26 protein-coding genes are annotated in these 25,244 nt (G+C 63.4%); 17 read left to right on the forward strand and 9 right to left on the reverse strand.

Going from position 1 to position 25,244, the window contains the following annotated elements; translation table 11 throughout:
- Positions 1-15: 15 nt before the first annotated feature.
- From LC083_RS00165 to smpB, 3 genes are all read right to left on the reverse strand, one after another.
- Positions 16-2,499, reverse strand: a complete 2,484-nt coding sequence (locus tag LC083_RS00165; RefSeq protein ID WP_226698699.1) for a response regulator — start codon at positions 2,497-2,499, stop codon at positions 16-18.
- On the reverse strand, positions 2,496-3,083 hold the full coding sequence (locus tag LC083_RS00170; RefSeq protein ID WP_160607254.1) for a DUF2062 domain-containing protein: 588 nt from the start codon (positions 3,081-3,083) through the stop codon (positions 2,496-2,498). Before LC083_RS00170 ends, LC083_RS00165 begins: the two co-directional genes overlap by 4 nt.
- A 124-nt stretch (positions 3,084-3,207) precedes the next feature.
- Entirely contained in the window at positions 3,208-3,690 is a 483-nt protein-coding gene (gene smpB, locus LC083_RS00175) for an SsrA-binding protein SmpB (protein WP_222553144.1), read from the reverse strand.
- Between the two features lie 95 nt (positions 3,691-3,785).
- Here smpB and LC083_RS00180 point away from each other — a divergent pair, with 95 nt between their 5' ends.
- On the forward strand, positions 3,786-4,859 hold the full coding sequence (locus LC083_RS00180; RefSeq protein ID WP_226698700.1) for a succinylglutamate desuccinylase/aspartoacylase family protein: 1,074 nt from the start codon (positions 3,786-3,788) through the stop codon (positions 4,857-4,859).
- On the opposite strand, the gene dapA is transcribed toward LC083_RS00180, so the two are convergent.
- Positions 4,856-5,737, reverse strand: a complete 882-nt coding sequence (gene dapA / locus LC083_RS00185; protein WP_222553142.1) for a 4-hydroxy-tetrahydrodipicolinate synthase — start codon at positions 5,735-5,737, stop codon at positions 4,856-4,858. The genes LC083_RS00180 and dapA overlap by 4 nt on opposite strands.
- 95 nt (positions 5,738-5,832) lie before the next feature.
- Here dapA and LC083_RS00190 point away from each other — a divergent pair, with 95 nt between their 5' ends.
- From LC083_RS00190 to LC083_RS00200, 3 genes are read left to right on the forward strand one after another with little or no spacing between them, the layout of a single operon-like run.
- Positions 5,833-7,782, forward strand: coding sequence for a lytic transglycosylase domain-containing protein (locus LC083_RS00190; protein WP_226698701.1), 1,950 nt, complete (start codon positions 5,833-5,835; stop codon positions 7,780-7,782).
- Positions 7,783-7,805: 23 nt separating this feature from the next.
- Entirely contained in the window at positions 7,806-8,285 is a 480-nt protein-coding gene (greB, locus tag LC083_RS00195; RefSeq protein ID WP_226698702.1) for a transcription elongation factor GreB, read from the forward strand.
- The gene (locus tag LC083_RS00200) at positions 8,278-8,763 is read left to right on the forward strand and encodes an invasion associated locus B family protein (protein WP_226698703.1); all 486 of its coding nucleotides are present in this window, start codon (positions 8,278-8,280) and stop codon (positions 8,761-8,763) included. The genes greB and LC083_RS00200 overlap by 8 nt, the downstream gene beginning before the upstream one ends.
- A 54-nt stretch (positions 8,764-8,817) precedes the next feature.
- Here the strand turns inward: LC083_RS00200 and LC083_RS00205 are convergent, their stop codons facing one another.
- On the reverse strand, positions 8,818-9,480 hold the full coding sequence (locus LC083_RS00205; protein ID WP_226698704.1) for an outer membrane protein: 663 nt from the start codon (positions 9,478-9,480) through the stop codon (positions 8,818-8,820).
- 283 nt (positions 9,481-9,763) lie between these two features.
- Here LC083_RS00205 and rlmN point away from each other — a divergent pair, with 283 nt between their 5' ends.
- From rlmN to LC083_RS00240, 7 genes are all read left to right on the forward strand, one after another.
- A complete protein-coding gene (rlmN, locus tag LC083_RS00210) occupies positions 9,764-11,005 on the forward strand; it encodes a 23S rRNA (adenine(2503)-C(2))-methyltransferase RlmN (RefSeq protein ID WP_226698705.1) in 1,242 nt (413 codons plus the stop codon).
- Positions 11,002-11,601: a class I SAM-dependent methyltransferase gene (locus LC083_RS00215; protein ID WP_226698706.1), complete on the forward strand. Its 600-nt coding sequence runs from the start codon at positions 11,002-11,004 to the stop codon at positions 11,599-11,601. The genes rlmN and LC083_RS00215 overlap by 4 nt, the downstream gene beginning before the upstream one ends.
- Positions 11,598-12,239, forward strand: coding sequence for an MOSC domain-containing protein (locus LC083_RS00220; protein WP_226698707.1), 642 nt, complete (start codon positions 11,598-11,600; stop codon positions 12,237-12,239). Before LC083_RS00215 ends, LC083_RS00220 begins: the two co-directional genes overlap by 4 nt.
- A 128-nt stretch (positions 12,240-12,367) precedes the next feature.
- The gene (locus tag LC083_RS00225; RefSeq protein ID WP_226698708.1) at positions 12,368-12,754 is read left to right on the forward strand and encodes a glycine zipper 2TM domain-containing protein; all 387 of its coding nucleotides are present in this window, start codon (positions 12,368-12,370) and stop codon (positions 12,752-12,754) included.
- Positions 12,755-12,913: 159 nt separating this feature from the next.
- Positions 12,914-13,681 carry an SDR family oxidoreductase gene (locus LC083_RS00230; RefSeq protein ID WP_226698709.1) on the forward strand — a complete coding sequence of 256 codons (768 nt, stop codon included), beginning with the start codon at positions 12,914-12,916 and terminating at the stop codon, positions 13,679-13,681.
- Complete coding sequence (locus LC083_RS00235) at positions 13,678-14,349, forward strand: cytochrome b/b6 domain-containing protein (RefSeq protein ID WP_226698710.1); 672 nt, start codon at positions 13,678-13,680, stop codon at positions 14,347-14,349. The genes LC083_RS00230 and LC083_RS00235 overlap by 4 nt, the downstream gene beginning before the upstream one ends.
- Complete coding sequence (locus LC083_RS00240; protein ID WP_226698711.1) at positions 14,339-15,079, forward strand: molybdopterin-dependent oxidoreductase; 741 nt, start codon at positions 14,339-14,341, stop codon at positions 15,077-15,079. Before LC083_RS00235 ends, LC083_RS00240 begins: the two co-directional genes overlap by 11 nt.
- On the opposite strand, the gene LC083_RS00245 is transcribed toward LC083_RS00240, so the two are convergent.
- Positions 15,080-15,517 carry a DUF1801 domain-containing protein gene (locus tag LC083_RS00245; RefSeq protein ID WP_226698712.1) on the reverse strand — a complete coding sequence of 146 codons (438 nt, stop codon included), beginning with the start codon at positions 15,515-15,517 and terminating at the stop codon, positions 15,080-15,082.
- Positions 15,518-15,598: 81 nt separating this feature from the next.
- Here LC083_RS00245 and LC083_RS00250 point away from each other — a divergent pair, with 81 nt between their 5' ends.
- Positions 15,599-16,843 carry an SAM-dependent methyltransferase gene (locus LC083_RS00250; RefSeq protein WP_226698713.1) on the forward strand — a complete coding sequence of 415 codons (1,245 nt, stop codon included), beginning with the start codon at positions 15,599-15,601 and terminating at the stop codon, positions 16,841-16,843.
- A 292-nt stretch (positions 16,844-17,135) separates the two neighbouring features.
- Here the strand turns inward: LC083_RS00250 and LC083_RS00255 are convergent, their stop codons facing one another.
- Entirely contained in the window at positions 17,136-17,978 is an 843-nt protein-coding gene (locus tag LC083_RS00255) for a hypothetical protein (protein ID WP_226698714.1), read from the reverse strand.
- 177 nt (positions 17,979-18,155) lie between these two features.
- Positions 18,156-19,475: an acyltransferase family protein gene (locus LC083_RS00260; protein WP_226698715.1), complete on the reverse strand. Its 1,320-nt coding sequence runs from the start codon at positions 19,473-19,475 to the stop codon at positions 18,156-18,158.
- Between the two features lie 156 nt (positions 19,476-19,631).
- Between LC083_RS00260 and LC083_RS00265 the strand changes: the two genes are divergently transcribed.
- The gene (locus LC083_RS00265; protein ID WP_160607272.1) at positions 19,632-20,846 is read left to right on the forward strand and encodes an argininosuccinate synthase; all 1,215 of its coding nucleotides are present in this window, start codon (positions 19,632-19,634) and stop codon (positions 20,844-20,846) included.
- A 933-nt stretch (positions 20,847-21,779) separates the two neighbouring features.
- Entirely contained in the window at positions 21,780-22,292 is a 513-nt protein-coding gene (locus LC083_RS00270) for a septal ring lytic transglycosylase RlpA family protein (protein WP_226698716.1), read from the forward strand.
- Between the two features lie 22 nt (positions 22,293-22,314).
- Here LC083_RS00270 and LC083_RS00275 read toward each other — a convergent pair whose 3' ends face one another.
- A complete protein-coding gene (locus LC083_RS00275; RefSeq protein ID WP_226698717.1) occupies positions 22,315-23,121 on the reverse strand; it encodes a hypothetical protein in 807 nt (268 codons plus the stop codon).
- 143 nt (positions 23,122-23,264) lie between these two features.
- Between LC083_RS00275 and LC083_RS00280 the strand changes: the two genes are divergently transcribed.
- The 3 genes from LC083_RS00280 to LC083_RS00290 are packed head-to-tail and all read left to right on the forward strand — an operon-like array spanning position 23,265 to position 25,242.
- Positions 23,265-23,702, forward strand: a complete 438-nt coding sequence (locus LC083_RS00280) for a hypothetical protein (protein ID WP_226698718.1) — start codon at positions 23,265-23,267, stop codon at positions 23,700-23,702.
- Positions 23,699-24,178: an ImmA/IrrE family metallo-endopeptidase gene (locus LC083_RS00285; protein ID WP_226698719.1), complete on the forward strand. Its 480-nt coding sequence runs from the start codon at positions 23,699-23,701 to the stop codon at positions 24,176-24,178. Before LC083_RS00280 ends, LC083_RS00285 begins: the two co-directional genes overlap by 4 nt.
- A 2-nt stretch (positions 24,179-24,180) precedes the next feature.
- Positions 24,181-25,242 carry a beta family protein gene (locus LC083_RS00290; protein ID WP_226698720.1) on the forward strand — a complete coding sequence of 354 codons (1,062 nt, stop codon included), beginning with the start codon at positions 24,181-24,183 and terminating at the stop codon, positions 25,240-25,242.
- Positions 25,243-25,244: the final 2 nt, after the last annotated feature.

Raw genomic sequence — 25,244 nt, forward strand, 5'->3', positions numbered from 1 at the left:
TGCACCCGAAAAACCCTAGGCGTCGATCTTGGCCTGTTCTCCAAGCACTTCTGATACCTTACCGTTTATTTGCTGTACGCTGAACGGCTTAGGAATGAAGTGCATGTTGTCGATGTCGATTTCGTTGCGCAACTGCTCTTCGGCGTAACCCGACATGAAAAGGATCGGGATCTTCGGTTTTACCCGGCGAATTGCCCGCGCCATCGCCGGACCATCCATCGCCGGCATGACCACGTCCGACACGATGAGGTCGAATTCGGTCTTGCCATTGGCAACGGCCGCCAGCCCTTCTTCGCCGTCGCGCGCGGTGGTGACGGTATAGCCTGCCCGCGTAAGCGCGCGTTCGGCGACTGCGCGGACCATGTCTTCGTCCTCGACCAGCAGGAGATTGCCGCCGCCCGACCATTCGCTGGCCTTGGCATCCTCGCCATCGTCGGAGCGCTGGACGACGGGCATCTCGCCCTTGTGGACCGGCAGGTAGATGGTGAAGCGCGCGCCGGAGGGGCGGCCGTCAGGCCCGCCGATATTGTCGGCGAAGATGAAGCCGTTGGACTGCTTGACGATACCGTAGACCGTCGAAAGGCCGAGGCCGGTGCCCTTGCCCTGTTCCTTGGTGGTGAAGAACGGCTCGAAGATCTTGCTGAGGTGTTCGGCGGGAATGCCCCCGCCTGTGTCCTGGACGATCAGCACGGTGTAATCGTCGGCGGGCATGATATCGATGCCCATCTTGCGCACGTCGCGCGCGGAAACGCGGCGGGTCGCAAGGGTCAGCTTGCCCTTCCAGTTTTCCTTGCCCGAGCGCGCGGCATGGGCCTGCATGGCATCGCGCGCATTCACGGCAAGGTTGATGATGACCTGTTCGAGCTGCTGCGGGTCGGCGCGGACCGGCCCAAGCTCGCGGTCGTGGCGCACGGCGAACTCGATCTTGTCGCCCATCAGGCGCTTGAGCAGCTGGCTGACTTCGCTCACCACGTCGGGCAGTTGGAGGACCACGGGGCGCAGCGTCTGCTGGCGGCTGAAGGCGAGCAGCTGGCGGGTCAGGCTGGCCGCGCGGTTGGAATTCGCCTTGATCTGCTGGATGTCGTCGTAATCGCTGTCACCCGGTGTGTGGCGCAGCAGCATGAGGTCGCAATAGCCGATGATGGCGGTCAGCACGTTGTTGAAGTCATGCGCTACACCGCCTGCCAGCTGGCCGACGGCCTGCATCTTGGTGGCCTGCGCGACCTGGCGGCGCAGGCGCTTTTCCTCGGTGGAATCGGTGATCGAGAGCAGCACCGCCGCATCGCCCAGCCCGCGCACACCGGCGAGGCCGATCGACACCGGTTCTTCCTTGTCGCCTGCAAGCCGCACGGCCATGTCGCCGCTCGACGTCGCGCCCTTGGCGAAGCGGCGCACGGTGTCGGCAATGGCCGGCTTGTCCTCGCGCACGACGAGGTCGGAGGGGAATTGGGGCAGGCCCTGTTCCTCGCGCTCCACCGCGCGCAGGAACGCCTTGTTGGCGAACAGGAAGCGGCCGTCGCGGTCGGTCAGTGCCAAGCCCAGCGGCAGCGCGGAAAGCAGCGCCTCCAGCTGCGGGATGGCCGCCTTGCCGCTGCCCTGCCAGCCACCGCCGATGCCGACATTGCTGTCGACCAGCAGCATAAGCGACGGTGCCTTGTCGGCGGGTGCGCCAGCATCGCCGTCGGGCTGGTCGAGCGGGATGTGCACCAGCGTCTGGGGCGTGCCCTGCTGGCCTTCGCGCGCAAAGAAGATGCGGTCGCGGTCGTCGGACCGCAGGAGCTGCACGAATTCCTGCCCCACCAGCGATCCGCCAAGTTCGCCCAGCGCCCGCTCTGCGAGGCCGGGCGTCGCCGACTGCACGATGCCGTCGGGCGCAACCAGTGCGAGTTCGATGCCCGAAGCAGACAGCAACGCGCCGAAAGGTCCGGCAATGCGGTCGGCAACGCCTTCCTGACCCTTGTCGTCGATCCGCTCGCCGAAACGCCAGACGAGGTAGTCCTCGCCGCGCCCGACCCGCTCGACTTGCAGGGTGAAGCTTCGATCCCTAGCCGGGGTCGACAGCTCGTCGGTTTCGGCCGATCCTTCGCGCCATGCCTGCCGCGCCGCATCAGCGAGCCGCTTGCGTGACGCTTCGTCCAGCGCGATTTCATGCGGGGCGCCCTGCCCGCCGAACCATGCCTCGTAAGTGGCATTCGCACACACGAGCCGGTTGGCGCGGTCGATGATGGCCACCGCCCGGCGGCGGTTTTCGATCGCCGCAGCAGTCACCGCCCAGTCGGGCTGGGTCAGATGGGCCGTCTCCTCGGGCGTTTTAAGCCGTGCCGCCAGCAACAGGGTGAGCAGAACGGCCACCAATGCACCGCCGTACGAAAGCGCGACGAGCGAGGTGCCGCCGACCAGCCAGACCAGCCCGACCGATACGGCCAGCGCCAGCAGGATGCCGAAAAGCAGCGGAATGGGCGGGAGGCCGGGCCCGTCGCCGTGGCTACCGAGGCTCACTGGCCGTGTTCCTTGAGCCGTTCGACGAGGCGCTGCTCCATCTTCACCAGCCGCTTGCGGCGCTTGTGAGCGACGATGTAGCGCCATCCGAACCCTGCGATCAGGTAGCCGAGCGCCGCGCTGACCACGGCGAGCACAACGAAGCCGAAAGCAGTCACGCCCCCCACCTCGAGCCAGCGAGCCAGCACGCCGCTGTCTTCAGCCAGCGTATTGGCGGCGCCTGCGCCCAGAGTGGCGTCGATGTTGAGCGTGAGTTCGCCCACGCGATTGGCGACCACCAGCCAGAAGGGCAGCGTGAAGGGGTTGGTCACGAAGGTCACGAGCGCCGACAGCGGCACGTTCGCACGCGCGGGCAGCGCCAGGAAAGCGGCAAGGAATATCTGGCCGAGCGGCACGATGAAGGCCGCGAACAGCCCCAGCGCCACGCCGCGCGGCACGCTACGGCGGGTGAACCGCCAGAGTTCGGGCGACAGGAAACGGTGGGCAATGGGGCGCAAATAGCGGTTGGACGCCATTTCCTCGCGCGTGGGCATGTGCTTGCGGATCAGGTCCGACAGCCAGGTCTTCGATCTGGGCCCGCTCATTGGCATGTTCCTGCAATGGGACGCGGCCCTGCCAAGCGCAAGGAGCGGCAATCAGATATCGGCGACGAAAACTGCATGGCTGGCGACGGGATTAGCACGATTTGATTGCGGCTTGCTGAAAAGCTCAACCTTTCTCCCGCATCAGGCGCGCTTTGTCGCGCTGCCAGTCCCGGTCCTTGATCGTCTGGCGCTTGTCGTGGGACTGCTTGCCCTTGGCGAGAGCCAGCTCCACTTTCGCCCGTCCGGTCGAGTTGAAGTAGATCGACAGCGGCACCAGCGTCATGCCCTTGCGCTCGACCGCGCCGAACAGCTTCTCGATCTCGCGCGCATGGAGCAGCAGCTTGCGCGGCCGGCGCGGCTCGTGGTTCAGGCGGTTGCCGTGCGAATATTCGGGGATGTTGGCATTGACCAGCCAGACCTGCCCGTCGCGCACCTCGGCATAGGCTTCCTTGATCGACGCCTCGCCAGCCCGCAGCGCCTTGACCTCGGTTCCCTGCAGGGCAAGCCCTGCCTCGAACGTATCCTCGACATGATAGTCGAACCGCACGCGCCGGTTGTCGGCGACGGTTTTCTGCTTGTCGAAAGTGGCGGGTTTGGGACGAGCCATAGGGTGGGCGCATGTAGGCGAGGCATGCGCGATTGGAAAGGGCACAGGCGCGAATTCACTTGCCAAAGAGCGCCGCTGCGTGGCGAAAGCAGGCAATGGACGCAGGAAATTCGAACGAACCGTTTGCCATTCACGACAAGGTGATCGCTCCCGGGACGAGCGCGACGGTCTCGATCCCGGTCAGCCAGCACGTCACCGGCCTCGATTCCTCGCTGTCGCTCAAGGTTTTCAACGGCGCGAAGCGCGGCGCCTGCATTTTCGTGAGCGGAGCGATCCACGGCGACGAGATCATCGGCGCGGCGGTAATCCAGCGACTGATCGAGCAAATCTCGCCCGAAATGCTGTCGGGCACGATCATCTTCGCACCCGTGGTCAATATCTACGGTTTCGTGTCGCACAGCCGCTACCTGCCCGACCGGCGCGACCTCAATCGCAGCTTTCCGGGCGCGGAACGCGGCAGCCTGGCAGCGCAATTGGCGCATTGCTTTCTCGAGAACGTGATCGACCGCTGTTCGCTCGGCATCGATATCCACTCGGCCGCCGTGCATCGCTACAACCTGCCGCAGATACGCATTGCCTCGGGTAGCCCTTACCTCTCCGAACTCGCCATGGCTTTCGGCGCACCGATCATCATCGAAAGCCCCTTGCGCCCCGGTTCGATGCGCGCGCTTGCTGCCGAACGCGAGACACCGATGCTGTTGCTCGAAGCAGGAGAGGCGCTGCGTTTCGACCGCTTCGCGATCGAGGTCGGGGTGGCCGGCGTGCTGCGCGTGCTCGCCCATATCGGCATGATCGACGCCGACGACGGCCTCGAAGAAGTCGAGGTCCCGCTGCGTTCGAGCCGATCGACCTGGGTAAGGGCGCCGCGCGGCGGGATCAGCCGCCGCGCCTGCAAATCGGGCGATGTGGTGCGCGCGGGCGAAATGCTGGCAATGGTCGGCGGACTGTTCGGCGAGGATCCCGAAGATCTGGTCAGCCCATTCGACGGCGTGGTGATCGGCCACGCGACCCTGCCCATCGTCAACCAGGGCGACGCGCTGTTCCATATCGCCGAAGTCGAGGGGCTCGACCACGCAGGCCAGCACGCCAACAGCATCGTTGAAGCGCTCGCCGTCAGTGCGCCGCCCTTTCCGGCGACCCCGCTGCTGGACGAGGACGAGGTGCTCTAGAGCAGGCCTGCGATTTCCAGCGCCTCGTCGACTGCCCTGCGCGAAGCTTCGCTTGCGGGAACCAGTGGCAGGCGGACCTCGTCGGAAAACCAGTCATGCACGCGGCTGAGCGCGTATTTGGCCGGCGCCGGGCTCGCGTCGGAGAACATGGCGTAGTGGAGCGGGAACAGCCGGTCGTTGAGCTTGCGTGCCTTGACGAGGTCGTTGGCAGCGATTGCCTCGTGGAATTCGGCGCACAGGGCCGGCGCGACGTTCGCCGTCACGGAGATGCATCCCGCACCGCCCGCAGCCGAATGTGGCAGCCACAATTCGTCATTGCCCGACAGCTGGCAGAAATCGTGGCCGATGCCCATGCGGTGGTCCGCCACGCGCGACAGGTCCCCGCTCGCATCCTTGATGGCGACGATCCGGTCGGGATACTTGCGCACCAGTTCGACCACGGTTTCGTCTTCGAGGTCGGTCACCGTGCGCCCGGGAACGTTGTAAAGAACGATCGGCAGGTCGCTGTTTTCCGCAAGGAAACTGAAATGCGCGATCAGACCCGCCTGGCTCGGCCGGTTGTAATAGGGCGCCACGCACAGGCCCGCGGTCGCACCCGCCTTCTTCGAGAAATTCATGTGCAGCAGCGCATTGCGCGTGTCGTTCGAACCGCAGCCGGCGATAACCGGTACGCGCCCGGCAGCCTGTTCGATGCAGACCTCGATCACGCGATGGTGTTCGGCATTGGACAGCGTCGACGCTTCACCGGTGGTGCCGCAGGGCACGAGACCCTTGCTGCCGTTTTCGATCTGCCAGTCGACGAGCTTGCGGAAAGCGGCCTCGTCAAACGATCCGTCGCGAAAAGGAGTCGCCAGAGCCGGAATTGAGCCAGAGAACATTTACGCGAGTCCTGCGTTAGAGCTATGAAAAGGGGCGCTTTGTGGCACTCCGTGCCGCAATTCATTCAGCGCCTGATAAGGAGGGGCCGGGCACTATGTCCAGCATGGGCAGTAAATCTCTTGTTTCGTTCGTTTTCCTTGCCGGCAGCGCGCTGGCTTCACCCGCATTCGCGCAGACGATCGAAGTGCCCCAGCGGACCATGGTAGCCCAGCAGCCCACCAAGATGGCGGCTGCCCTGTCGCAGTGGGAATATCTGACCAAGACCGACAACCTGTCTTTCTCGCAATATGCGGGCTTCCTTTCCACATATCCCAACTTCCCGAAGGCCGAACTGATCCAGCGCCGCGCCGAGGCTGCGCTCGACAATGATGCGGTCTCGCCGCAGTCGCTGGTCGCTTTCTTCCAACAGAACCCTCCGCTCTCGAACGGGGCTAAGGCGCGCTATGCCCTCGCCCTTGCCGCGATGAACCGGCCGGAAGCCTTCGACCTCGCCCGCGCGGCCTGGCGCGGCGGCCGGATGAGCGGCCCGGCAGAAGCTTACATGCAGGGCCTGTTCGGCCAGCGCTTTGGCCCTGAAGACCATGACGCGCGCATGGACGCGCTGCTCTGGCAGGGCGAATCCGAAGCGGCCGTGCGCCAGATCGTGCGCGTGTCGCCCGCCTATCGCGACATGGCGCAGGCACGCCTCTCGCTCCTCCAGGGGACCGATCCCGCCAGTATCGGCCTGCGCGTTCCGGCTGGCGCGATGAACGATGCGGGCTACGTCTACAATCTTGCGCGCTACAAGCGCAGCAGCGGCAACCTGCCCGAAGCGGTAAACCTGCTCGCCACCCGCGCTCCTTCAACCACCCCGGCTTTCGACGGCACGGATTTCGTCGTCGAGGCGCTGCGCATCGCCAAGGGCGCGGGCACCTCGCAGGCGATCGCGATTGCCAGCAAGGTCGACGACCTGTTCGCCCCCGGCACCGACATTTCGCAGGGCAGCTTCCAGCTGCGCGACAAGTACACCGACCTCATGTGGCTCGGCGGCACGAAGGCGCTGTGGTCGATGGGCGACGGCGCGAAAGCCGCCCCCTTGTTCTATCGCTACGGCTCTGCAGCAAAAAGCCAGCTGACCCGCGCCAAGGGCTTCTACTGGGCCGGCCGCGCCGCGGCGCGCGCAGGCAATCGCGAAGAGGCGCAGCGCTATTGGGAAATGGCCGCCCGCCATCCCGAATATTACTACGGCCAACTCGCCCTGAGCGAATTGGGTCGCCCGATGAAGCAATTCGCCGGCGGCCTTCCCGTGCAGCCCTCGCCGGAGCAGCGCGCCGCGTTCAACGCGCAGCCGCTGACGCAGGCCCTGCGTGAAATCTCGCGCAACCGGCGCGCCTGGCAGACGGAACGCGCTTTCTTCGAAGCCATCGCCGAAAATGCCAAGGCGCCCGAAGAGATGGCCCTCGTCGCCGAACTGGCACGCGAGACAGGCCTTGAGGAAATGGCCGTTGTCGCCGGCATGGTCGCTGGCGAGCGCGATTTCGCCGATTTCGAATGGCTTGGCTTCCCGACCGTGCCCACCCACTCGGGCGCGAACTGGACGATGGTCCATGCGATTGCCCGGCAGGAAAGCGAATTCGACCGCACCCGTGTCAGCCATGCCGGCGCGCGCGGGATGATGCAGTTGATGCCCGGCACCGCCCGCGAAGAGGCAGGCAAGCTCGGCATCACCTATATGTCGGCAAACCTGACCGACAGCCCGAGCTACAACATCCGCCTCGGCGATGCGCATTTCGCGCGGCTGATGGACCGCTACAACGGCGCCTATCCGCTCGCCATCGCGGCGTACAACGCCGGGCCGGGACGCGTGAACGAATGGCTGCGGCTCAATGGCGATCCGCGCACGGGAGCGGTCGACTGGATTTCGTGGATCGAGCAGATCCCGTCCAACTTCGAGACCCGCTATTACGTCATGCGCGTGATCGGGAATGCGGTCACCTACGCCAACCTGCATCCGGACAAGTCGGCCCCCTACGAACGCGATATTCGCCATTACGTCGGGCGCTGATCGGCGCTAGAGCCCCTCGCCTGATGCAGGGCAAGACCAATCCGATTACGCCAGCGGGCTATTCCGCGATGAAGGCGCGTTACGACCATCTGCTGGGTAAGGAACGCCCAGAGATCGTCGAAATCGTCAGCTGGGCGGCCGGCAATGGCGATCGCAGCGAGAACGGCGATTACCTGTATGGCCGCAAGCGCATGCGCGAAATCGACCGCGAGCTTGCCCATCTCGCCCGGCGAATGAAGGCCGCGCGCGTCATCGAACCTTCCGAACAGCCCGACAAGAGCCGTGCCTTTTTCGGCGCGCGCGTCACCCTGGCGGACGAGGACGATGTCGAGAAGGTCGTGACGCTCGTCGGCGATGACGAACAGGACGCAAGCGCCGGCAGGATTGGCTGGTCCAGCCCCCTCGCCCGCGCGCTCAAGGGTGCAAGCGTCGGGGATTTGCGCAGCGTGCGGCTTCCATCGGGCGACAAGGAATGGGAAGTCGTGGCAATCGACTATGCGTAGCCTGTTCCTCGTCTCCCTCCCCCTGCTCCTCGCCACGCCGCTGGCGGCGAAGGATAGCCTGGGAGTGTTCGGAGACTGGGGCGCCTTTCGCGATGCGAGCGTCCCGCGATGCTATGCGATTTCCTCGCCCATTCCCGACCGCGGGGCCACCAATCGCGGGGCTTATGCCAGCGTCGGCACCTGGCCGCGCCAGCGCATTCGCGGACAGGTCTATTTCAGACTGTCCCGCCCCGCTCCCTCGAAGAGTGCAACACTACGCATCGGCAGGCAGAGCTTTGCCTTGAGAGCCGAAGGCGACGGGGCTTGGGCTCGCGATGCGAAGATGGATGCCGCAATCGTCGCCGCCATGCGCTCTGCCAGCGAAATGACCGTCCGCTCGCGCGGGGCAGACGGGCGCAGCTACTCCGCCACATACCGGCTTGGCGGCGCTGCCAGCGCGCTGGACGCGGCAACACTGGCTTGTGCCCGGCGGAAATAGAAACGGGGCCGGCAGCACCATGGCTACCGGCCCCGTCCATCGGTTCAGCTACGCTTAGAAGCGGTAGCCGAAGCCGACCATGACCTGGTGGCGGTCGGTGTCGATCTCGCCGAGTTCCACGTCGGGCGCGTCACCTTCGAAGTCGAGTTCCGCGTCGCTGTAGTTCGAATAGCGGTATTCGACCTTGGCGAAGGTGTTCTGGTTGAGCGCGTATTCCACGCCCGCACCCACGCGGAAACCGTCGGTATCGATCTTCGAATTGTACTGCTCGCCGTCGAACGAGCTTTCGACGTTGTAACGGGCGTTGGTGTAGCCGCCCTTGGCGTAGATCAGCAGGTCCGGCTGGGCGAGCACGCCGACGCGGGCACCGAGATAGAGGTCGCGGCCAGTTTCGACTTCGCCGAGGCCGAAGCCTTCGAAATCGCCGTCCTCGACATCGACGCTCGCGGTCGAGTCGGTCAGTTCGGCCTCGAGGCCGAGGACTACGCCGCCGGCGTTGAAGTCGTAGCCGACGCCCACGCCGTAGCCGACGCCTTCGATCGACTGGTCGTTGTCTTCGTTGATGTCGTCATCGACCGAGCTGCCAGCCTTGCTTACATCATAACCGGCGAGGACTTCCACGCGCGGACCGGTGAAGGGCGTGTTGTCCTGCGCCATGGCGGGGGTTGCGACTGCTGCTGCCGTGCCTGCGACCAGAAGGGCTGCGAACTTGTTCATTGGGTAACTCCATTGTTGTTTTCTACGCACCGTCAGCGATGCGTGGACCCATTCAACGGAGCGGCGGGCCTCGCGTTTCATTAACGCTGCACAACAAGAACACGTTGTTTTTGTGCAACAAATTCGTCGACGAGTTGCACACGTTGTGCGACGAAACGACGGGAACCGAAAAAATCGATGAGCCGGTCCGAATTGGGCGCCGGAACCGGAAACCGAACGCGCTTTTGCGGATTGGTCGCGCCCCTTTCCTTTGCGTGCGCTCGCGACTATATGCGCCGCTCCCATGGCCGATACGACACTCATGAGCATCCCCGGGCAGATCGACCCGGTTCCCGTCGCGCGTGACATCACGCCGCGCGCCGATGGCCGCATCGATTTGATCGGCCTGCCCAAGGACCGCATCCGCGAACTCTTCGCCGACGCCGGGCTCGAGCCGAAGCAGGCCAAGCTGCGCGCCAAGCAGGTGTTCCACTGGCTCTACCACCGCGGCGTAACCGATTTCGAGGCGATGACCGACATCGCCAAGACGATGCGCCCGTGGCTTGCGGAACGCTTCGTCATCGGCCGGCCCGAGGTGGTCGAGGCCCAGCATTCGGTCGACGGCACCCGCAAGTGGCTGCTGCGCACGGCCGACGGCCACGATTTCGAGATGGTCTTCATCCCCGACGCGGATCGCGGCACGCTGTGCGTGTCGAGCCAGGTCGGCTGCACGCTGAATTGCCGCTTCTGCCACACCGGCACGATGAAGCTGGTGCGCAATTTGACCCCCGGCGAAATCGTCGGCCAGGTCATGCTGGCACGCGACGCGCTGGGCGAATGGCCCAAGGGTTCGATGGCCGGCCTCGACGAGGCCGAGGACGAGGGCCACTACACCTCGGACGGCCGCCTGCTTACCAACATCGTGATGATGGGCATGGGCGAGCCGCTCTACAATTTCGACAATGTGAAGGGCGCGCTGAAGCTCGTCATGGACGGCGACGGGCTGGCCCTGTCGAAGCGCCGCATCACCCTGTCGACCAGCGGCGTCGTGCCGATGATGGACCGCTGCGGCGAGGAAATCGGCGTGAACCTGGCCGTCTCGCTCCACGCGGTGACCAATGAAATCCGCGACGAGATCGTGCCGCTCAACAAGAAGTACGGCATCGAGGAACTGCTCGAAGCCTGCGCCGCCTATCCCGGTGCCAGCAACGCCCGCCGCATCACGTTCGAATACGTGATGCTCAAGGACAAGAACGACAGCGACGAACACGCGCGTGAACTCGTCCGCCTGCTCAAGCACTACAAACTGCCGGCCAAGGTGAACCTCATCCCGTTCAACCCCTGGCCGGGCGCGGAATACGACACCTCGACTCCGGAACGGGTGAAGCGTTTCTCCGACATCGTCTTCGAGGGCGGCATTAGCGCGCCGGTCCGCACCCCGCGCGGGCGTGACATCGACGCGGCCTGCGGCCAGCTCAAGACGGCGGCCGAGAAGAAAAGCCGCGCCCAGCTGGACCGCGAGGCGGCAGAGGCTGCATCCGCGTGACCGCCGACGCGGCGACGATCGCTTTTTATGAAGCGAACGCCCCGCGCTACACGCTGAGCTTCGGCCAGGCGCCAAGCCCTCATCTCGACCGTTTTCTCGACCGGCTGGAAACGGGCGCCCGTATCCTTGAACTTGGGTGCGGTGCAGGACGCGATTCCGCCCGCATGGTGGAGCGCGGTTTCCGGCCCGACCCTACCGACGGCACGTCCGCTATGGTCCGCAAGGCGCAGGAGAGGTTTGACCTCCCCGCCCGGCAGTTGCGGTTTCACGAACTCGACGCCGATGCGGAATATGACGCCATCTGGGCGCACGCCTGCCTGATCCATGTCGCCCGCGCGGATTTTCCTGCAGTACTAAAAAGGATAGGCAAAGCGCTCGTCCCGGCGGGCTGGCATTATGCCAATTTCAAGCTCGGTGATGGCGAAGGCCGCGATCCGCTGGGACGTCTGCACAACTTCCCCGAACAAGAATGGCTGGAGGATGCGTATCGAGACGCGGGCTTCTCGCTGGTTGAGACGGAACGCTACCGCGGAGAAGGCGCAGACGGCGTTGTGCGCGACTGGTACTCGCTGACCGTGCGGAGGGGCACGCAATGACCTGCGAAATCCGGGTGATCTGCGTCGGCCTGCCCAAGCCCTTCAACGGTGCCGAACTGAGCGCAATCGCCAAGGCTCCGGTCGAAGGACGGGTAAAGATCCGCGCCTTCGGCATCGAAGGCGACATGGTGGCGGATACGAAACACCACGGCGGGGCCGACATGGCGGTGCACCACTATCCGGGCGACCACTATGCCGACTGGAACGAGTGGCTCGGTGGCCACGAACTGCTCGCAGGCCCTGCCGCATTCGGCGAGAACCTCATGTCTCTCGGCCTTACGGAAACGCAGGTCCATGTCGGCGACCGGTTCCGGCTTGGTACCGCGATCCTCGAGATCAGCCAGGGCCGCCAGCCCTGCTGGAAGATCGAGCACCGCTTCCAGCGCAAGGGCATGGTCGCGCGCATCCTCGAGACCGGCCGGTGCGGCTGGTACTACCGCGTGATCGAGGAAGGCGAAGCTTCTGCGGGCGACAGGCTCGAACGCATCGAGACGGCGAACCCGGATTGGTCCGTGGCGCGCGTTTTCGCAGCGCTTTACGACAAGGCGAATCCGCCTTCGACCGAAGACCTCGAAGCCCTCGCCACTATGGACCGGCTCAGCGAGGTCTGGCGCGGCAAGGCAGCCGCAAGGCTTTGAATTGCGAACAACTCGTCCCGCGTTTCGCCACGGTTTATCGCTAATTTCGGGTTAAGCGCATTCGTTCAGGCGGGGTTGTAATCGCTGGCGCATTCTGGCGGTCGAACAATCCTAAAAGGGACCGCACAATGAAGAAGATCGCTCTCGCTCTTGCCGCCGCCACGATGGCCCTCACCGGCCTCGGCACTGCAGCGCCCGCTGCCGCAGACCCGCCGCACTGGGCCCCGGCCCACGGCAAGCGCGCCAAGGATCGCGCCATGTACGATTCGCGCGGCTATTACGTGCAGCCGCGCCGTATCTCCCGCGACAGCTACATGTGGCGCGGCCGCGATGGCCGTTACTATTGCAAGCGCGACAATGGCACGACCGGCCTGGTGATCGGCGCAGGCGTCGGCGCCCTTGCCGGCCACGAGCTCGCCGGCCGCGGCGACAAGACGCTCGGCGCGATCCTCGGCGGTGCGATCGGTGCCGTGGTCGGACGCGAAATCGATCGTGGCAGCCTGAGCTGCCGCTGACCTTGTAGGGCTTTCCTACCTGCGCCGGCGCCGCTAGGCGTTGGGCATGCAAGGACCGCAAAGCCTTCCCAGGATACATGGCGCCGCTCCCGATCCGTCGGGGGCGGCGTTTTTGCTGCAGGACCGTGTTCCATCCGTTCCATCCTGTAGGAGTATGCGATGAGCTCTCCTGCCGTGCTCGTGACGGGCGGAGCGGCACGGATCGGTGCCGCGATCAGCCGCGCCTTCGCCGCTGCCGGATGGCACGTGATCATCCATTACCGCGATTCCAGCGACGAGGCAGAAGCGCTCGCCGCCACCCTGCCCTCTGCCGAAACGGTCCGCTGCGACCTGTCGGACATGCAGGCGGCGGTGGCGATGATCGGCAATCTGGCAGAACGGCTCGATGACTGGCGGGTGCTGGTCAACAATGCCTCGCTGTTCGAGTGGGACGATGTAACCGCGCTCGACCTGCCGACGAACGAACGGGCCATGCAGGTCAACGCCCAGACTCCCGCGCGCATGGCGCAGGCCTTTCTCGCCCATGCCAGGGCGAAGGGCGGGCGCAGGGTCATCCAGGTCACCGACCAGAAGCTGCGCAATCCGAATCCCGACTTCTTCAGCTACACCATGAGCAAGCACGCTCTGGACGCGACCATCCCGATGCTGGCGATGGGCGCAGCGCAGCCCGACGACCGGATCTACGGACTGGCGCCGGGTGCCATCCTGCCGAGCCACGACCAGTCCGACGCGGAAGCCGAAGTGTCGCACCGGCTGAACCTGCTCGCCCGCCGCACCGGACCAGGTGAAATCGCGGATGCCGCCCTGTTTCTCGCATCGGGAGCGCTGGCGAGCGGCCAGACGCTTTACATCGACAGTGGACAGCACCTGATGCGGCAGGACCGCGACGTCATCTATCTCGCCCGCGAAGGAGCCGGGGCATCGTGAAGCGCCACGCCCTTTCCACGCGGCTGTGGCACTGGGTGAACCTCGTGTGCGTGGTGGTCCTGTTCATGTCGGGCCTCACCATCTCGAACGCGCACCGGCTGCTCTACTGGGGCGACTGGGGTTTCTCGCGCTCGCAGGCATGGTTCGAGGTGCCGCGCTTTCCCGACTGGATGACCATTCCGGGCTATTACGACCTCGCCCTTGCGCGGGACTGGCACATCCTGACCGCCTGGCCCTTTGCGCTGGGATTGCTGTTCATGTGGGCCGCGATGCTGCTGAACCGACATTTCCGCCGCGATATCGCTACCTCGATCAGCGAATGGCGCTGGCCGGCAATCCGCGAAGACATCCTCCGCCACCTGAAGCTCGATTTCGACCACGGCGATGGCAAGTACAACTTCCTCCAGAAGCTCGCTTACGGGCTCGTCCTCGGCGTATTCCTGCCGATGATGGTGTTCACGGGGCTGGCGATCAGCCCGGGTATCGAACCCGTGCTCGGCTGGATGGTCGACCTGCTCGGCGGCAGGCAATCTGCGCGCAGCCTGCACTTCATCTTCGCCTTCGCGCTCTTCGGCTTCTTCCTCGTCCACCTGGCACTCGTGCTGCTGTCCGGTCCGGTGAAGCAGGTGCGCGCGATGATTACAGGGGGCCGCAGCGATGAAGCGTAGGGGCTTCCTTGCCGTTATGGGCGCTGCTTTCGTCGCCGGCTGCAACAAGCTCGCCGAAAGCGAGACGGGATCGCGCCTGCTCGGGGCGGCGGAAGGCTGGCACAAGAGCGCGCATCGCTTCTTGCAGGACCGCAAGGCGCTGGCCCCGGAATTCCCGCGCAGTGCGGTCTCGCCCTACTTTCGCGGCAACGGCTCGGTCGATCCCCAGAACGGGGACTATCCTTCGCAGGCGGCGAACGGTTTTGCCGACTGGCGGCTGGAAGTCCGCGGGCTGGTGGAAACACCGCTTTCGCTCAGCCTCGACAACATCAGGCGGCTGCCGCAGCGCACGCAGGTCACGCGCCACGATTGCGTTGAAGGGTGGAGCGCGATCGGGGAATGGACCGGGCCGCAATTGTCCGTCCTGCTCGATGCGGCTAGGCTGAAGCCCGAAGCGAAGTTCATCGTGTTCCGCTGCGCCGACAATCTCAACGGGCAGGATTATTACGAAAGCGTCGACCTCATCGATGCCTACCACCCGCAGACCATCGTGGCGCATTTGCTGAACGGCGAACCGCTGCCGATCCGCAACGGGGCGCCGCTGCGGATTAGGATCGAGCGGCAGCTCGGCTACAAGCACGCCAAGTATCTCACGGCCATCGAAGCGGTCGCCAGCCTCGACGATATCGGCGGCGGGAAAGGGGGCTACTGGGAAGATCGCGCCGGATACCAGTGGTACGCGGGGATCTGACTATTCGGGGTAGAGCCGCGCCATCGCGTCCCAGTCGTTGCGAAGCATCTCCTCCAGCACCGCCATGTTCACGTCGGCCAGCTTATTGATGTAGAGGCAGCTCTTGCCGCTGGAGTACTTGCCCAGCTTCGCGAGCAGCGCATCGCGGCGCTTGCCGGTCAGTTCATCGCAATATCCGCCCATCAGGTAGAGCGAATGCTTCGCTTTTCGGGGGCTGAAACCGGTCCGCATCCAGTGCACGTCGCGGCCGCTGGCATAGGTGGTCCGGTACTGGCCATAGCCGATGATCGACGCCCCCCACATGACGGGCAGCTCGCCCGTCACCTTGCGGAACAGGGCATCGAGGACCAGCGCCTCCTCCCGGCGCCGCTCGGGTTCCACCCCGGCGATGAAGTCGGCAGGCGACTGGTCCGTGATCGTGGTTTTCGCCTCGGCCATTGGATGAAGCCTACCACCACCCGCCGCCGGGCGCGACAGGTGACTTAACAGCGGGTGTGAAAACGCATATCCATTGTGCTCATGAGCAAGCGACTTCTCACGCGCTTCCTGGGATCGGTGGTCAAATCCGGCACGCTAGAGATCGCTTATGCCGACGGCACGCACGAGAAGCTCGGAACGCCCGCAGAGGGCTTTCGTGACGTCGCCATCCGCTTCACCGACGACAAGGCGCCGCGTGACATCCTCCTCGATCCCCGGCTCGGCGCGGCGGAGGCTTTCATAGACGGGCGGCTGGTGGTCGAGCGTGGCGGGATCATGGAACTCGTCGAACTCCTGCGCAGCAACCAGCCCTGGGACCGGGGCGGCGAACTGCGCGGACCGAATCTGCGCAAACGGGTGCTCAATTCGCTCGGTTTCGCACGGGAATCGGTCAACAACCGGATCGGCGCCAAGCGCAATATTGCCCATCACTATGACATCGGGAACGACTTCTACCGGCTGATGCTCGATGCCGAGCACATGCAATACAGCTGCGCCTACTGGACGGCGGAGACCGCGACACTCGCCGAGGCGCAGGAGGCCAAGCTGGCGCATATCGCGGCGAAGCTGGCGATCGCACCGGGCCAGCGGGTGCTCGACATCGGCTGCGGATGGGGCGGCATGGCGATCTACCTTGCCCGGCACTACGACGTGCGCGTCCACGGCATCACGCTGTCCGAAGAGCAACTGGCCCTGGCCCGCGTCCGGGCGAGCGAAGCCGGCGTGAGCGACCGGGTGCAGTTCGAACTCGTCGACTACCGCGATCTCGCCGCGCGGGGCGAAGGCTTCGACCGGATCGTGTCGGTCGGCATGTTCGAACACGTCGGCCGCCCGCAGTTCGAGGCCTTCTTCCAGGCCTGCACCGCGCTGTTGAAGGCTGACGGCGTGATGCTGTTGCACACCATCGGCCGCTTCGGCTCGCCCGGGACGACCGACGCCTTCACGCGCAAGTACATCTTCCCCGGAGGCTACATCCCAGCCCTGTCCGAGACGGTTGCGGCAAGCGAGAAGTTCCGCCTGATCGCGACCGACGTCGAAACGCTGCGGCTGCATTACGCAAAGACCCTGCGCGCTTGGTACGCCAGTTGCGAGGCGAACCGCGAGGCCATCGTCGCCATGTACGACGAGCGCTTCTACCGCATGTGGACCTTCTACCTCGCCGGGGCGACGGCGGCCTTCGAATGGGGCGGCATGGGCAACTACCAGATCCAGTTCGCCCGCAGCCGCCACGCCCTGCCCCTCACCCGCGACTACATGGCGGCGGCAGAGGCGAAGCTCACCGGCTGAGCGGCTGGCGGAGCGCCGCGCGAGGCGGAGCGACGCCCTGTAGGACCGAAGTAGGGTTTGTGCTCGCAAGTCCCGACAGGATGGAACGGATGGAACACGGTCCTGGGGGGAATTTCTTCGGTGTGCGCGAGGGGACTTGTGGGGCCGTGTGGGTGGGGATGGACGGTTTGAAAGAGCTAACGCCGTCCTAATGGGTACTCCCAATGTAGGAAAGCGATGCTCCACGCAGCTGCCTACCATCAGCTGCATAGCATTCTCTTACGGGTACCGCGCCCGAAAGTAATTAAACGCGTTAGAAGTTGCTCGGCATTGCAGGCGGATAAACTTGCGTAATGCTCCACCGGTCTGGCCGGTATCCTCCCATCTCTTGCCAAGCTACATTGAAGCAGAAATAAGCCTTAAATTTCTGATTTTTAAGCGTGGTGTATTCCACGCTCCCATTGAGCCAACCCTCACTGAACTCGGTGAAGATGAGCGCGCCAATCTCTCGATCTTCACCCGCTGGAATCAGCTTCCGCCTGGCGAGTGTGCTCATGCCATCCGGGTCCCACGTCCCTTGCGGCACCAACTTGTAGTTTATCGCGAATATTTCGAGGGGACTAAGTCCGACGTTTCGAAGGTTGATTATGACACCCGGTCTTAATGGCTCAGGTGACACATCAATGTACTCAGCCCCAGTGGCCTCGACGTAACCTCGCTCCTTTGCAATGTAGGCGTTTAGGGTTTCGCGACTATTTGAGGCGGCTTGCCGGGTCGCGTCCCAAGTGCGCCAAATAAGTCCTAATCCAAAAATGCCGACACCCATGCCGACAAGAGCAGCAAGTCCCATAGCGCGAGTCCAAGCCGCCATTGTTTGCTGGGCAGACAGATCTAATTCGTCACGCTGCTTTGGGCGATAAGTCTCCTCCGCCTTCTCGCTGCATTCCTCAGCAGAGAGTTCATTGGCGATACAGGTAGAGGTTAGCTCCTCGCGTGCTGTGTTGGCATATCCGACAGAACGCACTTCGGCCTCAATCTCGCTAGCCGTTTGGCGGCTGGCGGCGTCCCAATATATAAAGCCGCCGATGATCGTAGCTGATGCTAGTGCTACAACCAGCCAAGCCTCAGATCGCTTACCACTATCGCCATTGGACATTGAACACACAGCACCGTTTCAATTTTGATTGAATTTATCTTGTTCAATATATTTGGCTGCATGTCCACACTTCCGCTTTCGCCAATTTACTCAAGAATTTGGCCTTATTGGGTTCGGAATTCTCAATTATACTTTCAGAGTTGCTGGAGCACAGAGCGCCGCAAACAGAATATTGGCTCACCCCCGCACCCACCCATACACCGGCCCGAACCCCACCAGCGCCGCGCCCACGAAGGGCAGCGCCACCACCCATAGGCGAACGCCGGTCACGCCTTCCGGGCTGGCGATGCTTATGGCGGCGGTCATGGCTAGCCCCACGCAGATTGCGATCATGCCGATGACGAGGCGCAGGCGGGGTACGGGGCGCTCGCGGGTGGCGGGAACGCTGCCGCGCTCGTAGCGGGCGAAGATCGCGATCAGCGGCAGCAGCGCCGCGATCCACAGCGCGAACCAGACAGGCCGGCCCAGCCACCATTCGCACGTGCCCGGCATGACGCGCAGGCCGATCCCTCCGGCAAGCCAAGCCGCCACCATCACCAGCACGTAGGCCGTCAGGTGCCAAAGATAGACGGTCATGATCATGCCGTTCATCAGCACGGTCGCGGTCCAGAGCGTGAGGTTGTCGAGCAGCTTCCTGCCCCACGGCTCCAGCGCCAGCACCAGACCGGTCTGTGCCAAGCCCAGCGCCAGAAGCGCGAGCGTCGGCGGCATGGAATTGGTGATCTCCGCCCCCGGAACGCCGATCATGGCAATCGGGTACGGGCCATAGACGGTGAGGCCTACCAGCACGGCGAGGCCGGCGAGGAACAGCGCAAACGCTTTGTTCGGCCCCAGCCTCCCCTGCTGCCAGGCATAACCGAGCTGGTGGATGCCGACCCACACGAAAATGAAATTGGCAAAGTTCACGTAAGGCACGCCGTGCGCCAGCGTCAGCCAATCCACCGCCACCGCACCTGCCACCAGCAGGGCGACGCTGCCGAAGCCCAGCCTCTCCCAAAGTTTCCACGTCAGCGGGGCGAGCGCGGTCACCAGCAGATAGACCGCGAGGAACCACACCGGGATCAGCGCAAGGAAGACCCCCATCCGCACCGTCTCGCGCGCCATCCCCATTTGCGTCGCGGCAAAGGCGAATGCGGCCCAGACCAGCAACACGGGGAATACGGGGTTGATCAGGCGCTGGATGCGGCTGGCGAACCAGTCGGAATAATGGCCGCCCTTCGCGCGGGTCGAAGCCCAGCTCACGCCGTTGGAATAGCCACCCACGAGGAAGAACACCGGCATGACCTGGAAGCCCCAGGTGAGCCATTGCGACCAGGGCAGTATCCCGAGCAGATGGCCGCCCACCACCTCCCCGCTCGCATCGATATAGGGCGCCGCGACCAGCCAGTGCCCGACCACGACGGCGAGAATGGACAAGGCGCGCAGGAAATCGACATAGCGGTTGCGTTCGGGCGGGGCCTGCTGCGCCAGCCCCTTCGCCTTGCTCCACATGCCCATCAGCTACGCCCTCCCCCGCTGTGTCCTGACAATCTAGGGTCTTGCCTCGCGCCGAACCAGTCATCGCGCCATCTTTCCCGCAACTTAGCGCTTCTTGATTGCCTACAGCGTGGCGCTCCTGCTAGCGGCGCGCCCGTAATCGAAAGGTGTGTCCGAATGTCCGATATCAAGCGTGTCGTCCTCGCCTATTCCGGCGGCCTCGATACCTCCGTCATCGCCAAGTGGCTCGAAGTGGAACGCGGCCTCGAAGTCGTCACGTTCACTGCCGACCTCGGACAGGGCGAGGAAATCGAACCGGCCCGGGCCAAGGCGCGCGCCATGGGCATTCCGGACCAGCACATCTTCATCGAGGACCTGCGCGAGGAATTCGTGCGCGACTTCGTCTTCCCGATGATGCGCGCCAATGCCCGCTATGAAGGCGACTACCTGCTCGGCACCTCGATCGCGCGCCCGCTGATTTCCAAGCGCCTCGTCGAGATCGCGCACGAAACCGGCGCGGACGCCATCGCGCATGGCGCAACCGGCAAGGGCAACGACCAGGTCCGCTTCGAACTGTCGGCCTATGCGCTCGATCCCGACATCAAGGTGATCGCTCCGTGGCGCGAATGGGATCTGACGAGCCGCACCGCGCTGATCGCCTGGGCCGAAGCGCACCAGATCGCCGTCCCCAAGGACAAGCGCGGCGAAAGCCCGTTCTCGACCGATGCGAACCTGCTGCACACCTCTTCGGAAGGAAAGGTGCTGGAGGATCCGTGGGAAGAGACGCCCGACTACGTCTATTCGCGCACCGACCATCCGGAAAACGCGCCGGACACGCCCGAATACATCACGATCGATTTCGAGAAGGGCGACGGCGTTGCCCTGAATGGCGAGGCGATGAGCCCGGCCACCTTGCTGGCCGCGCTGAACGATCTCGGCCGCACGCATGGCATCGGCCGCCTCGACCTCGTCGAAAACCGCTTCGTCGGCATGAAGAGCCGCGGCATGTACGAAACCCCGGGCGGTGAGATCTACGCCCGCGCCCACCGGGGGATCGAGCAGATCACGCTCGATCGCGGGGCGGCGCATCTCAAGGACGAGCTCATGCCGCGCTATGCCGAGCTGGTGTACAACGGCCTGTGGTTCAGCCCGGAACGCGAAATGCTGCAGGCTGCCGTCGACCTCAGCCAGGAGAAGGTGTCGGGCACCGTCAGGCTCAAGCTCTACAAGGGCAATGCGATGGTCGTCGGCCGCAAGTCGCCCAACAGCCTCTATTCCGAAGCGCACGTCACTTTCGAGGACGATGCGGGCGCCTACGACCAGAAGGATGCGGAAGGCTTCATCAAGCTCAACGCCCTGCGCCTCCGCCTGCTGGCCAAGCGCGACCGGTAATTGCGTGAAATCGGGTGCGGGAAGCGCAAAATTGCGCATTGCCTGCGCTCGCCTTCTGGAAATTGCGACGAACCGTTGACTTATCCACCTCCGTCCACAGCGAATTCGGGGGAAAGTGGATAACTCGCGTCTTGCAAGCTTGAAGAATCGGGCGATCAGGCGCAGCTTCAATTCATCGGAACGGCGAAGAAAGCTTCCGGTCCAGACGGTCTAACGACCTGAAAGACTTAGGAAATTCGGAACCGGAAAGACGTAGCGGGATCTGTCCGCGCGACTTTCGAGACCCTCGTGCAGAAGGCTTCGGCCAGACGCAAGGCGGGTCGATGACGGAGACGCGTAACATCCCATTACGGGCCGGACCAACCCGGTCGGATGCCGAGGAGGCGTCGCAGAAAGGTCTTCGGACCGGATGGTGATGCAACCGCTCGAGGCTCCGGCCATCAACGGAAGGTCGGGCTGCGGAGCCGCCCGTCGAAGGTCGGCTGGGGAAGGTAAGCGAATGGCTTCGGCCACGACGCGACCGGACCGGGCTGATTGGAGGGTGGAGCCGGATGCCGGTGCGAGCGCCGGTGACAGACCCGGAAGACCGTCTTCGGACGGACAGAAGGGAAAAGCATCGGATGCCAAGCTCTCGTCTTCGGACAAGACCACGCATCGGTGAGAGTGGGGTCGGCAGCAATGCCGGCCCCATTTGCTTTGGGGCGCCCTTCCCGCATTGCTGCTTTTCCACGCCAGGCATGCAAACCCTCGAATCACGCGATAGTGTGATTGCCCTGTGCCACCCACGAGATGCTGTAGGAAAGCGCGCCCGATCCGCGCCGCGAGGCCGCAATCGCGACGAACTGTGGCCGAATCGAGGCAGCCGCCCCTGGCCTTAACGACTCCGCCTGCGGGGCCGTCTATAGCCTCCCGAACCGAACGGGAGGTCCATTCATGGCCAAACGCGCGCTACGCAGCATGCTCTTCTTCGCAGCCCTTACGCTGCCCGGTACCGCCGGTCATTCCGAAGAGCGCGAGCTTACCCCAGTAACCGACACCCAGTTCGCGGCCACTTTCGCCGCCTACGCGCCCCTGCCCGAAGCACCTGCGCCGGGTCCGGAGGCGGTCGACCTCGCCACGATCGAGCCGGTCGTCGAGGCGGAACCTGCGGGCACCTCGCTCGGCTCGGGCGTCGCCTCCTATTACGGCAAGCGTTTCCATGGCCGCCGCACCGCCAGCGGAGAACGGTTCGACATGAACGGCTACACCGCCGCGCACCGCACCCTGCCCTTCGGCAGCCGCGTTTCGGTGACCAACCCGCGCACCGGCAAGTCGGTGGTGGTCCGCATCAACGACCGCGGTCCCTTCCACGGCGGCCGCACAATCGACCTGTCGCGCGCCGCGGCAGAGGAGATCGGCATCGTCAACCGCGGCCACGGCGAAGTGGAACTGGCGCTGCTCGACTGAGCGGGCGCCCTACTCCCCTCCCTCACTCTCCGCCCCCGCCCGCAGCGTGCAGCGCCGCCGCCAGCTCCTCGTCGGTGGTGAGCAGCCACCATTCGGGCAAGCCCGCCTCGTAGGCCTCCATCTGCACCGCCTCCACCTCGTGGCGGTCGAGCTCCCACCCGGCGAGCTGGGCAAAGCTCTCCACGCCAGCGGGCCGCGCGTCGTAGAACCGCTCGAGCCGGTTGCCGAACCACTGGCAATCGGCCTGCGTCAGCTTGGCCTCGGGATCGTCGCATTGCCCTCCGCACTTCCTACAGGGTGGAACGGATGGAACAGGGTCCTGGGGAGAATTTCCGGCGGCCTCCGCAGCACCGGCAGCATCGGCACCGGGCCGGTCTTCCAGCGCGCACCCTTCGCGCAAGGCCTCGATATCCCCGTCGAGCGTGGCGAGCGCCGCGACCACCTCGGGCCGCTCCTCCAACTGGTCGAGCCGCGCCAGGTGCGCGAGCAGCAGGCGGCTGTCATAGCGCCGCCGCCGCGCGACCTCCTCGCCGTGGTAGAACACTGCCTCCTCCACCCCCTCGATCGCCCGCTCCGCCAGCGTAGCCTCCGCATGCGCGCGCGCCGCGAGCAGCGCCGCATCCCACGCCCGCGCGAGCGCCGGAGAGGCCCGCCGCTGGCGATAGGCTGTCTGCGCCGAGACCCGCGCCGCGCGGCACGCGAGCCGGACATTGCCGAATAGTTGGAGACTGGCGAGAAACTCGGCCTGCCGCGCGGGCGAGAAGACGGTGTGCCCCTCCCCGTGCGGGCCGGCGGTGGGAGCGGGTTCAATCGGGACGAGAGCGTTCATGGTTCACCTCATGAAGTGGAGTGAACCGGGTTAGTTATACGGGGATTGGGGAGTAGGACAGGTAGATCATAATCAGAGCCTAGGAACTTCCGGCCAGTTCTGTCACCCATTGCAAATCACAAGAATCATTCTACGTTCATGGTGTGTTCCGCGAGGTTTCGGTGCCTAAGTCCCTGATAGTCATAACAGCAATCATTCTCCTGCTTCTGGGTGCCGCCTTGATGTACGCCATTGAGGCAGCCTCAGGCTTAACCTTCACTCGCACGCAGAATCTAACACCAGCCGAATTCATCACCATCGTCCTCTCCGCGTTGGGCGTCATCCTTGCCGCGATGACACTGATGATTGGTGCACTAGCGATAATTGGCTGGAACAGCATTCAATCGCGTGTCGAACGAAAAGTTGATGAATCTTCAGAGGATTATCTGAAGCGCCGATTTAGCGATGATGATGAGGAATATCAGCAATTTGTCGAAGACATCAAAGAGGACGTAAGGGTTCGCTTGCTCGCCTTTACAAGGCAGTTCCAACGCGAGATCGACGAAGAAGATGAGCGTGAGCAAGGCGACCCAGACGCATGATCATTCCATCAAAATTCATACCGATTATCGACAAGTATACAGCTGAGGCGCCGGTCAACTTGGGAGGCTTGGCATCGGAACTCGGCCTGGAAGTGTACCAGTCTACCTTAGAGCCAAAGATCTCTGGATTGATCGAACCATCAAATACGGCCCCGTCGGGTTTCTTAATTAAACTGAACCGCCATGATCCCATTGTACGTCAGCGCTTCACGCTGGCGCACGAAATTGCACATTTCCTCTTGCATCGGTTTGATATTGGCCGAGGGGTCGTTGATGACACACTCTATCGATCCAACTTGAGCGACCGCAAAGAAGTTGAGGCTAATAAGCTTGCAGCTCGGTTGATCATGCCGATGAGAAAAATTCGCGAAGAAATGAGTCAACTTGAGCATTTGACAGAGGATCAGATCGTCGAACATCTTGCTAAGAAATTCAAAGTCTCGCAAGAAGCAATGAGAATTAAGATAGGCCTCTAAATATGTTCCAAGGGCTCGACTACGTACCTCTGCTTCACGCTAGGCTTGCTGAGATACGCGCGCTTGAGGGTTTAGAGGACGTCACAAAACGTCGTATCTTTCCGATCGTGCGGGTTCGACCTTGGTTTAATGCCCGTTCTATTGATCGGGCCTATGAGGTTATCGAGGAAGCAATTGGAGAGGGAAATTACGGGTTTGATCTAGATTCGACAAAGTTTGACCCTGCTAGTGAGCGGCCGTCGATGATCGAGTTTGCTCGCCTTTTCGACCCGGACCACGGGTACGAAAACTATTATGATACCGTTTTTCAAGGCCAATATCGGATTCCGGTATATCGCGGACTCGCCGACCCCGATCCGCAAATCGCTTTCCAGCTAGAACATGTTGCCAGAATTGGCCGTGGTCTGATTGTTCGGGTCCCGATTACATCTCCCGGCGCTTATCTTGCGATCTGTGAGCAGTGCCTGGAATTAGGCATCAATAACACAGCCTTCGTGTTCGACGCGGGTTGGCGACAAGATGTTTTGGAGCAATCCGGCGTCACCGTCGGGCTGGTGAACTCTTTGTTCGATATAACGGATCAATTTGAAGTCTCTGTAGCAGCCAGCTCATTTCCTGACCAATTTCAAGACATGGGCGAGCGCGCGAGCCGCCCCATCCGAGAGGTTGAATTTTTCGACACAGTCCGTGGTCAGGTCAATAGGGGCAATTTCACTTACGGTGATTGGGGAAGCACGAGATCACCGACTGAGGGTGGTTTTGCCAGAGTACGGCCACGCATAGATATGGCCGACGTGTTCAATTGGACCTTTTGGCGAAGCGACGGCGAAGAAACCTATGAAGAAATCTGTCAAAGGGTTGTTGCGGATCAACTTTGGGACGGTAATCTCGACGCTTGGGGTAAATTCCTGATCCAGTCGACCGCCGATCAGAACGGAACTATCATCAAATCACCTGTGATGGCTGCAGCAGCTCGTGTGAACCTTCATTTGATTGCGCAAGCCCATAAGAACGATCCTGAAGGCTATCAGACGCCAGACACGCCTGTTGGTGATCAGTTCTAACC

The organism is Qipengyuania gaetbuli, from assembly GCF_020524765.1.
GTDB lineage: Bacteria > Pseudomonadota > Alphaproteobacteria > Sphingomonadales > Sphingomonadaceae > Qipengyuania > Qipengyuania gaetbuli_A.

Bases quoted from the DNA above. Each gene is read 5' to 3' on its own strand.
- LC083_RS00205 (WP_226698704.1), bottom strand. From the start codon at position 9,480: ATGAACAAGTTCGCAGCCCTTCTGGTCGCAGGCACGGCAGCAGCAGTC.
- LC083_RS00265 (WP_160607272.1), top strand. From the start codon at position 19,632: ATGTCCGATATCAAGCGTGTCGTCCTCGCCTATTCCGGCGGCCTCGAT.
- LC083_RS00245 (WP_226698712.1), bottom strand. From the start codon at position 15,517: ATGGCCGAGGCGAAAACCACGATCACGGACCAGTCGCCTGCCGACTTC.
- LC083_RS00255 (WP_226698714.1), bottom strand. From the start codon at position 17,978: ATGTCCAATGGCGATAGTGGTAAGCGATCTGAGGCTTGGCTGGTTGTA.
- LC083_RS00220 (WP_226698707.1), top strand. From the start codon at position 11,598: ATGACCTGCGAAATCCGGGTGATCTGCGTCGGCCTGCCCAAGCCCTTC.
- rlmN (WP_226698705.1), top strand. From the start codon at position 9,764: ATGGCCGATACGACACTCATGAGCATCCCCGGGCAGATCGACCCGGTT.
- LC083_RS00180 (WP_226698700.1), top strand. From the start codon at position 3,786: ATGGACGCAGGAAATTCGAACGAACCGTTTGCCATTCACGACAAGGTG.
- LC083_RS00270 (WP_226698716.1), top strand. From the start codon at position 21,780: ATGGCCAAACGCGCGCTACGCAGCATGCTCTTCTTCGCAGCCCTTACG.
- LC083_RS00275 (WP_226698717.1), bottom strand. From the start codon at position 23,121: ATGAACGCTCTCGTCCCGATTGAACCCGCTCCCACCGCCGGCCCGCAC.
- LC083_RS00170 (WP_160607254.1), bottom strand. From the start codon at position 3,083: ATGAGCGGGCCCAGATCGAAGACCTGGCTGTCGGACCTGATCCGCAAG.
- dapA (WP_222553142.1), bottom strand. From the start codon at position 5,737: ATGTTCTCTGGCTCAATTCCGGCTCTGGCGACTCCTTTTCGCGACGGA.
- smpB (WP_222553144.1), bottom strand. From the start codon at position 3,690: ATGGCTCGTCCCAAACCCGCCACTTTCGACAAGCAGAAAACCGTCGCC.
- LC083_RS00200 (WP_226698703.1), top strand. From the start codon at position 8,278: ATGCGTAGCCTGTTCCTCGTCTCCCTCCCCCTGCTCCTCGCCACGCCG.
- greB (WP_226698702.1), top strand. From the start codon at position 7,806: ATGCAGGGCAAGACCAATCCGATTACGCCAGCGGGCTATTCCGCGATG.
- LC083_RS00250 (WP_226698713.1), top strand. From the start codon at position 15,599: ATGAGCAAGCGACTTCTCACGCGCTTCCTGGGATCGGTGGTCAAATCC.
- LC083_RS00260 (WP_226698715.1), bottom strand. From the start codon at position 19,475: ATGGGCATGTGGAGCAAGGCGAAGGGGCTGGCGCAGCAGGCCCCGCCC.
- LC083_RS00290 (WP_226698720.1), top strand. From the start codon at position 24,181: ATGTTCCAAGGGCTCGACTACGTACCTCTGCTTCACGCTAGGCTTGCT.
- LC083_RS00240 (WP_226698711.1), top strand. From the start codon at position 14,339: ATGAAGCGTAGGGGCTTCCTTGCCGTTATGGGCGCTGCTTTCGTCGCC.
- LC083_RS00230 (WP_226698709.1), top strand. From the start codon at position 12,914: ATGAGCTCTCCTGCCGTGCTCGTGACGGGCGGAGCGGCACGGATCGGT.
- LC083_RS00225 (WP_226698708.1), top strand. From the start codon at position 12,368: ATGAAGAAGATCGCTCTCGCTCTTGCCGCCGCCACGATGGCCCTCACC.
- LC083_RS00190 (WP_226698701.1), top strand. From the start codon at position 5,833: ATGTCCAGCATGGGCAGTAAATCTCTTGTTTCGTTCGTTTTCCTTGCC.
- LC083_RS00285 (WP_226698719.1), top strand. From the start codon at position 23,699: ATGATCATTCCATCAAAATTCATACCGATTATCGACAAGTATACAGCT.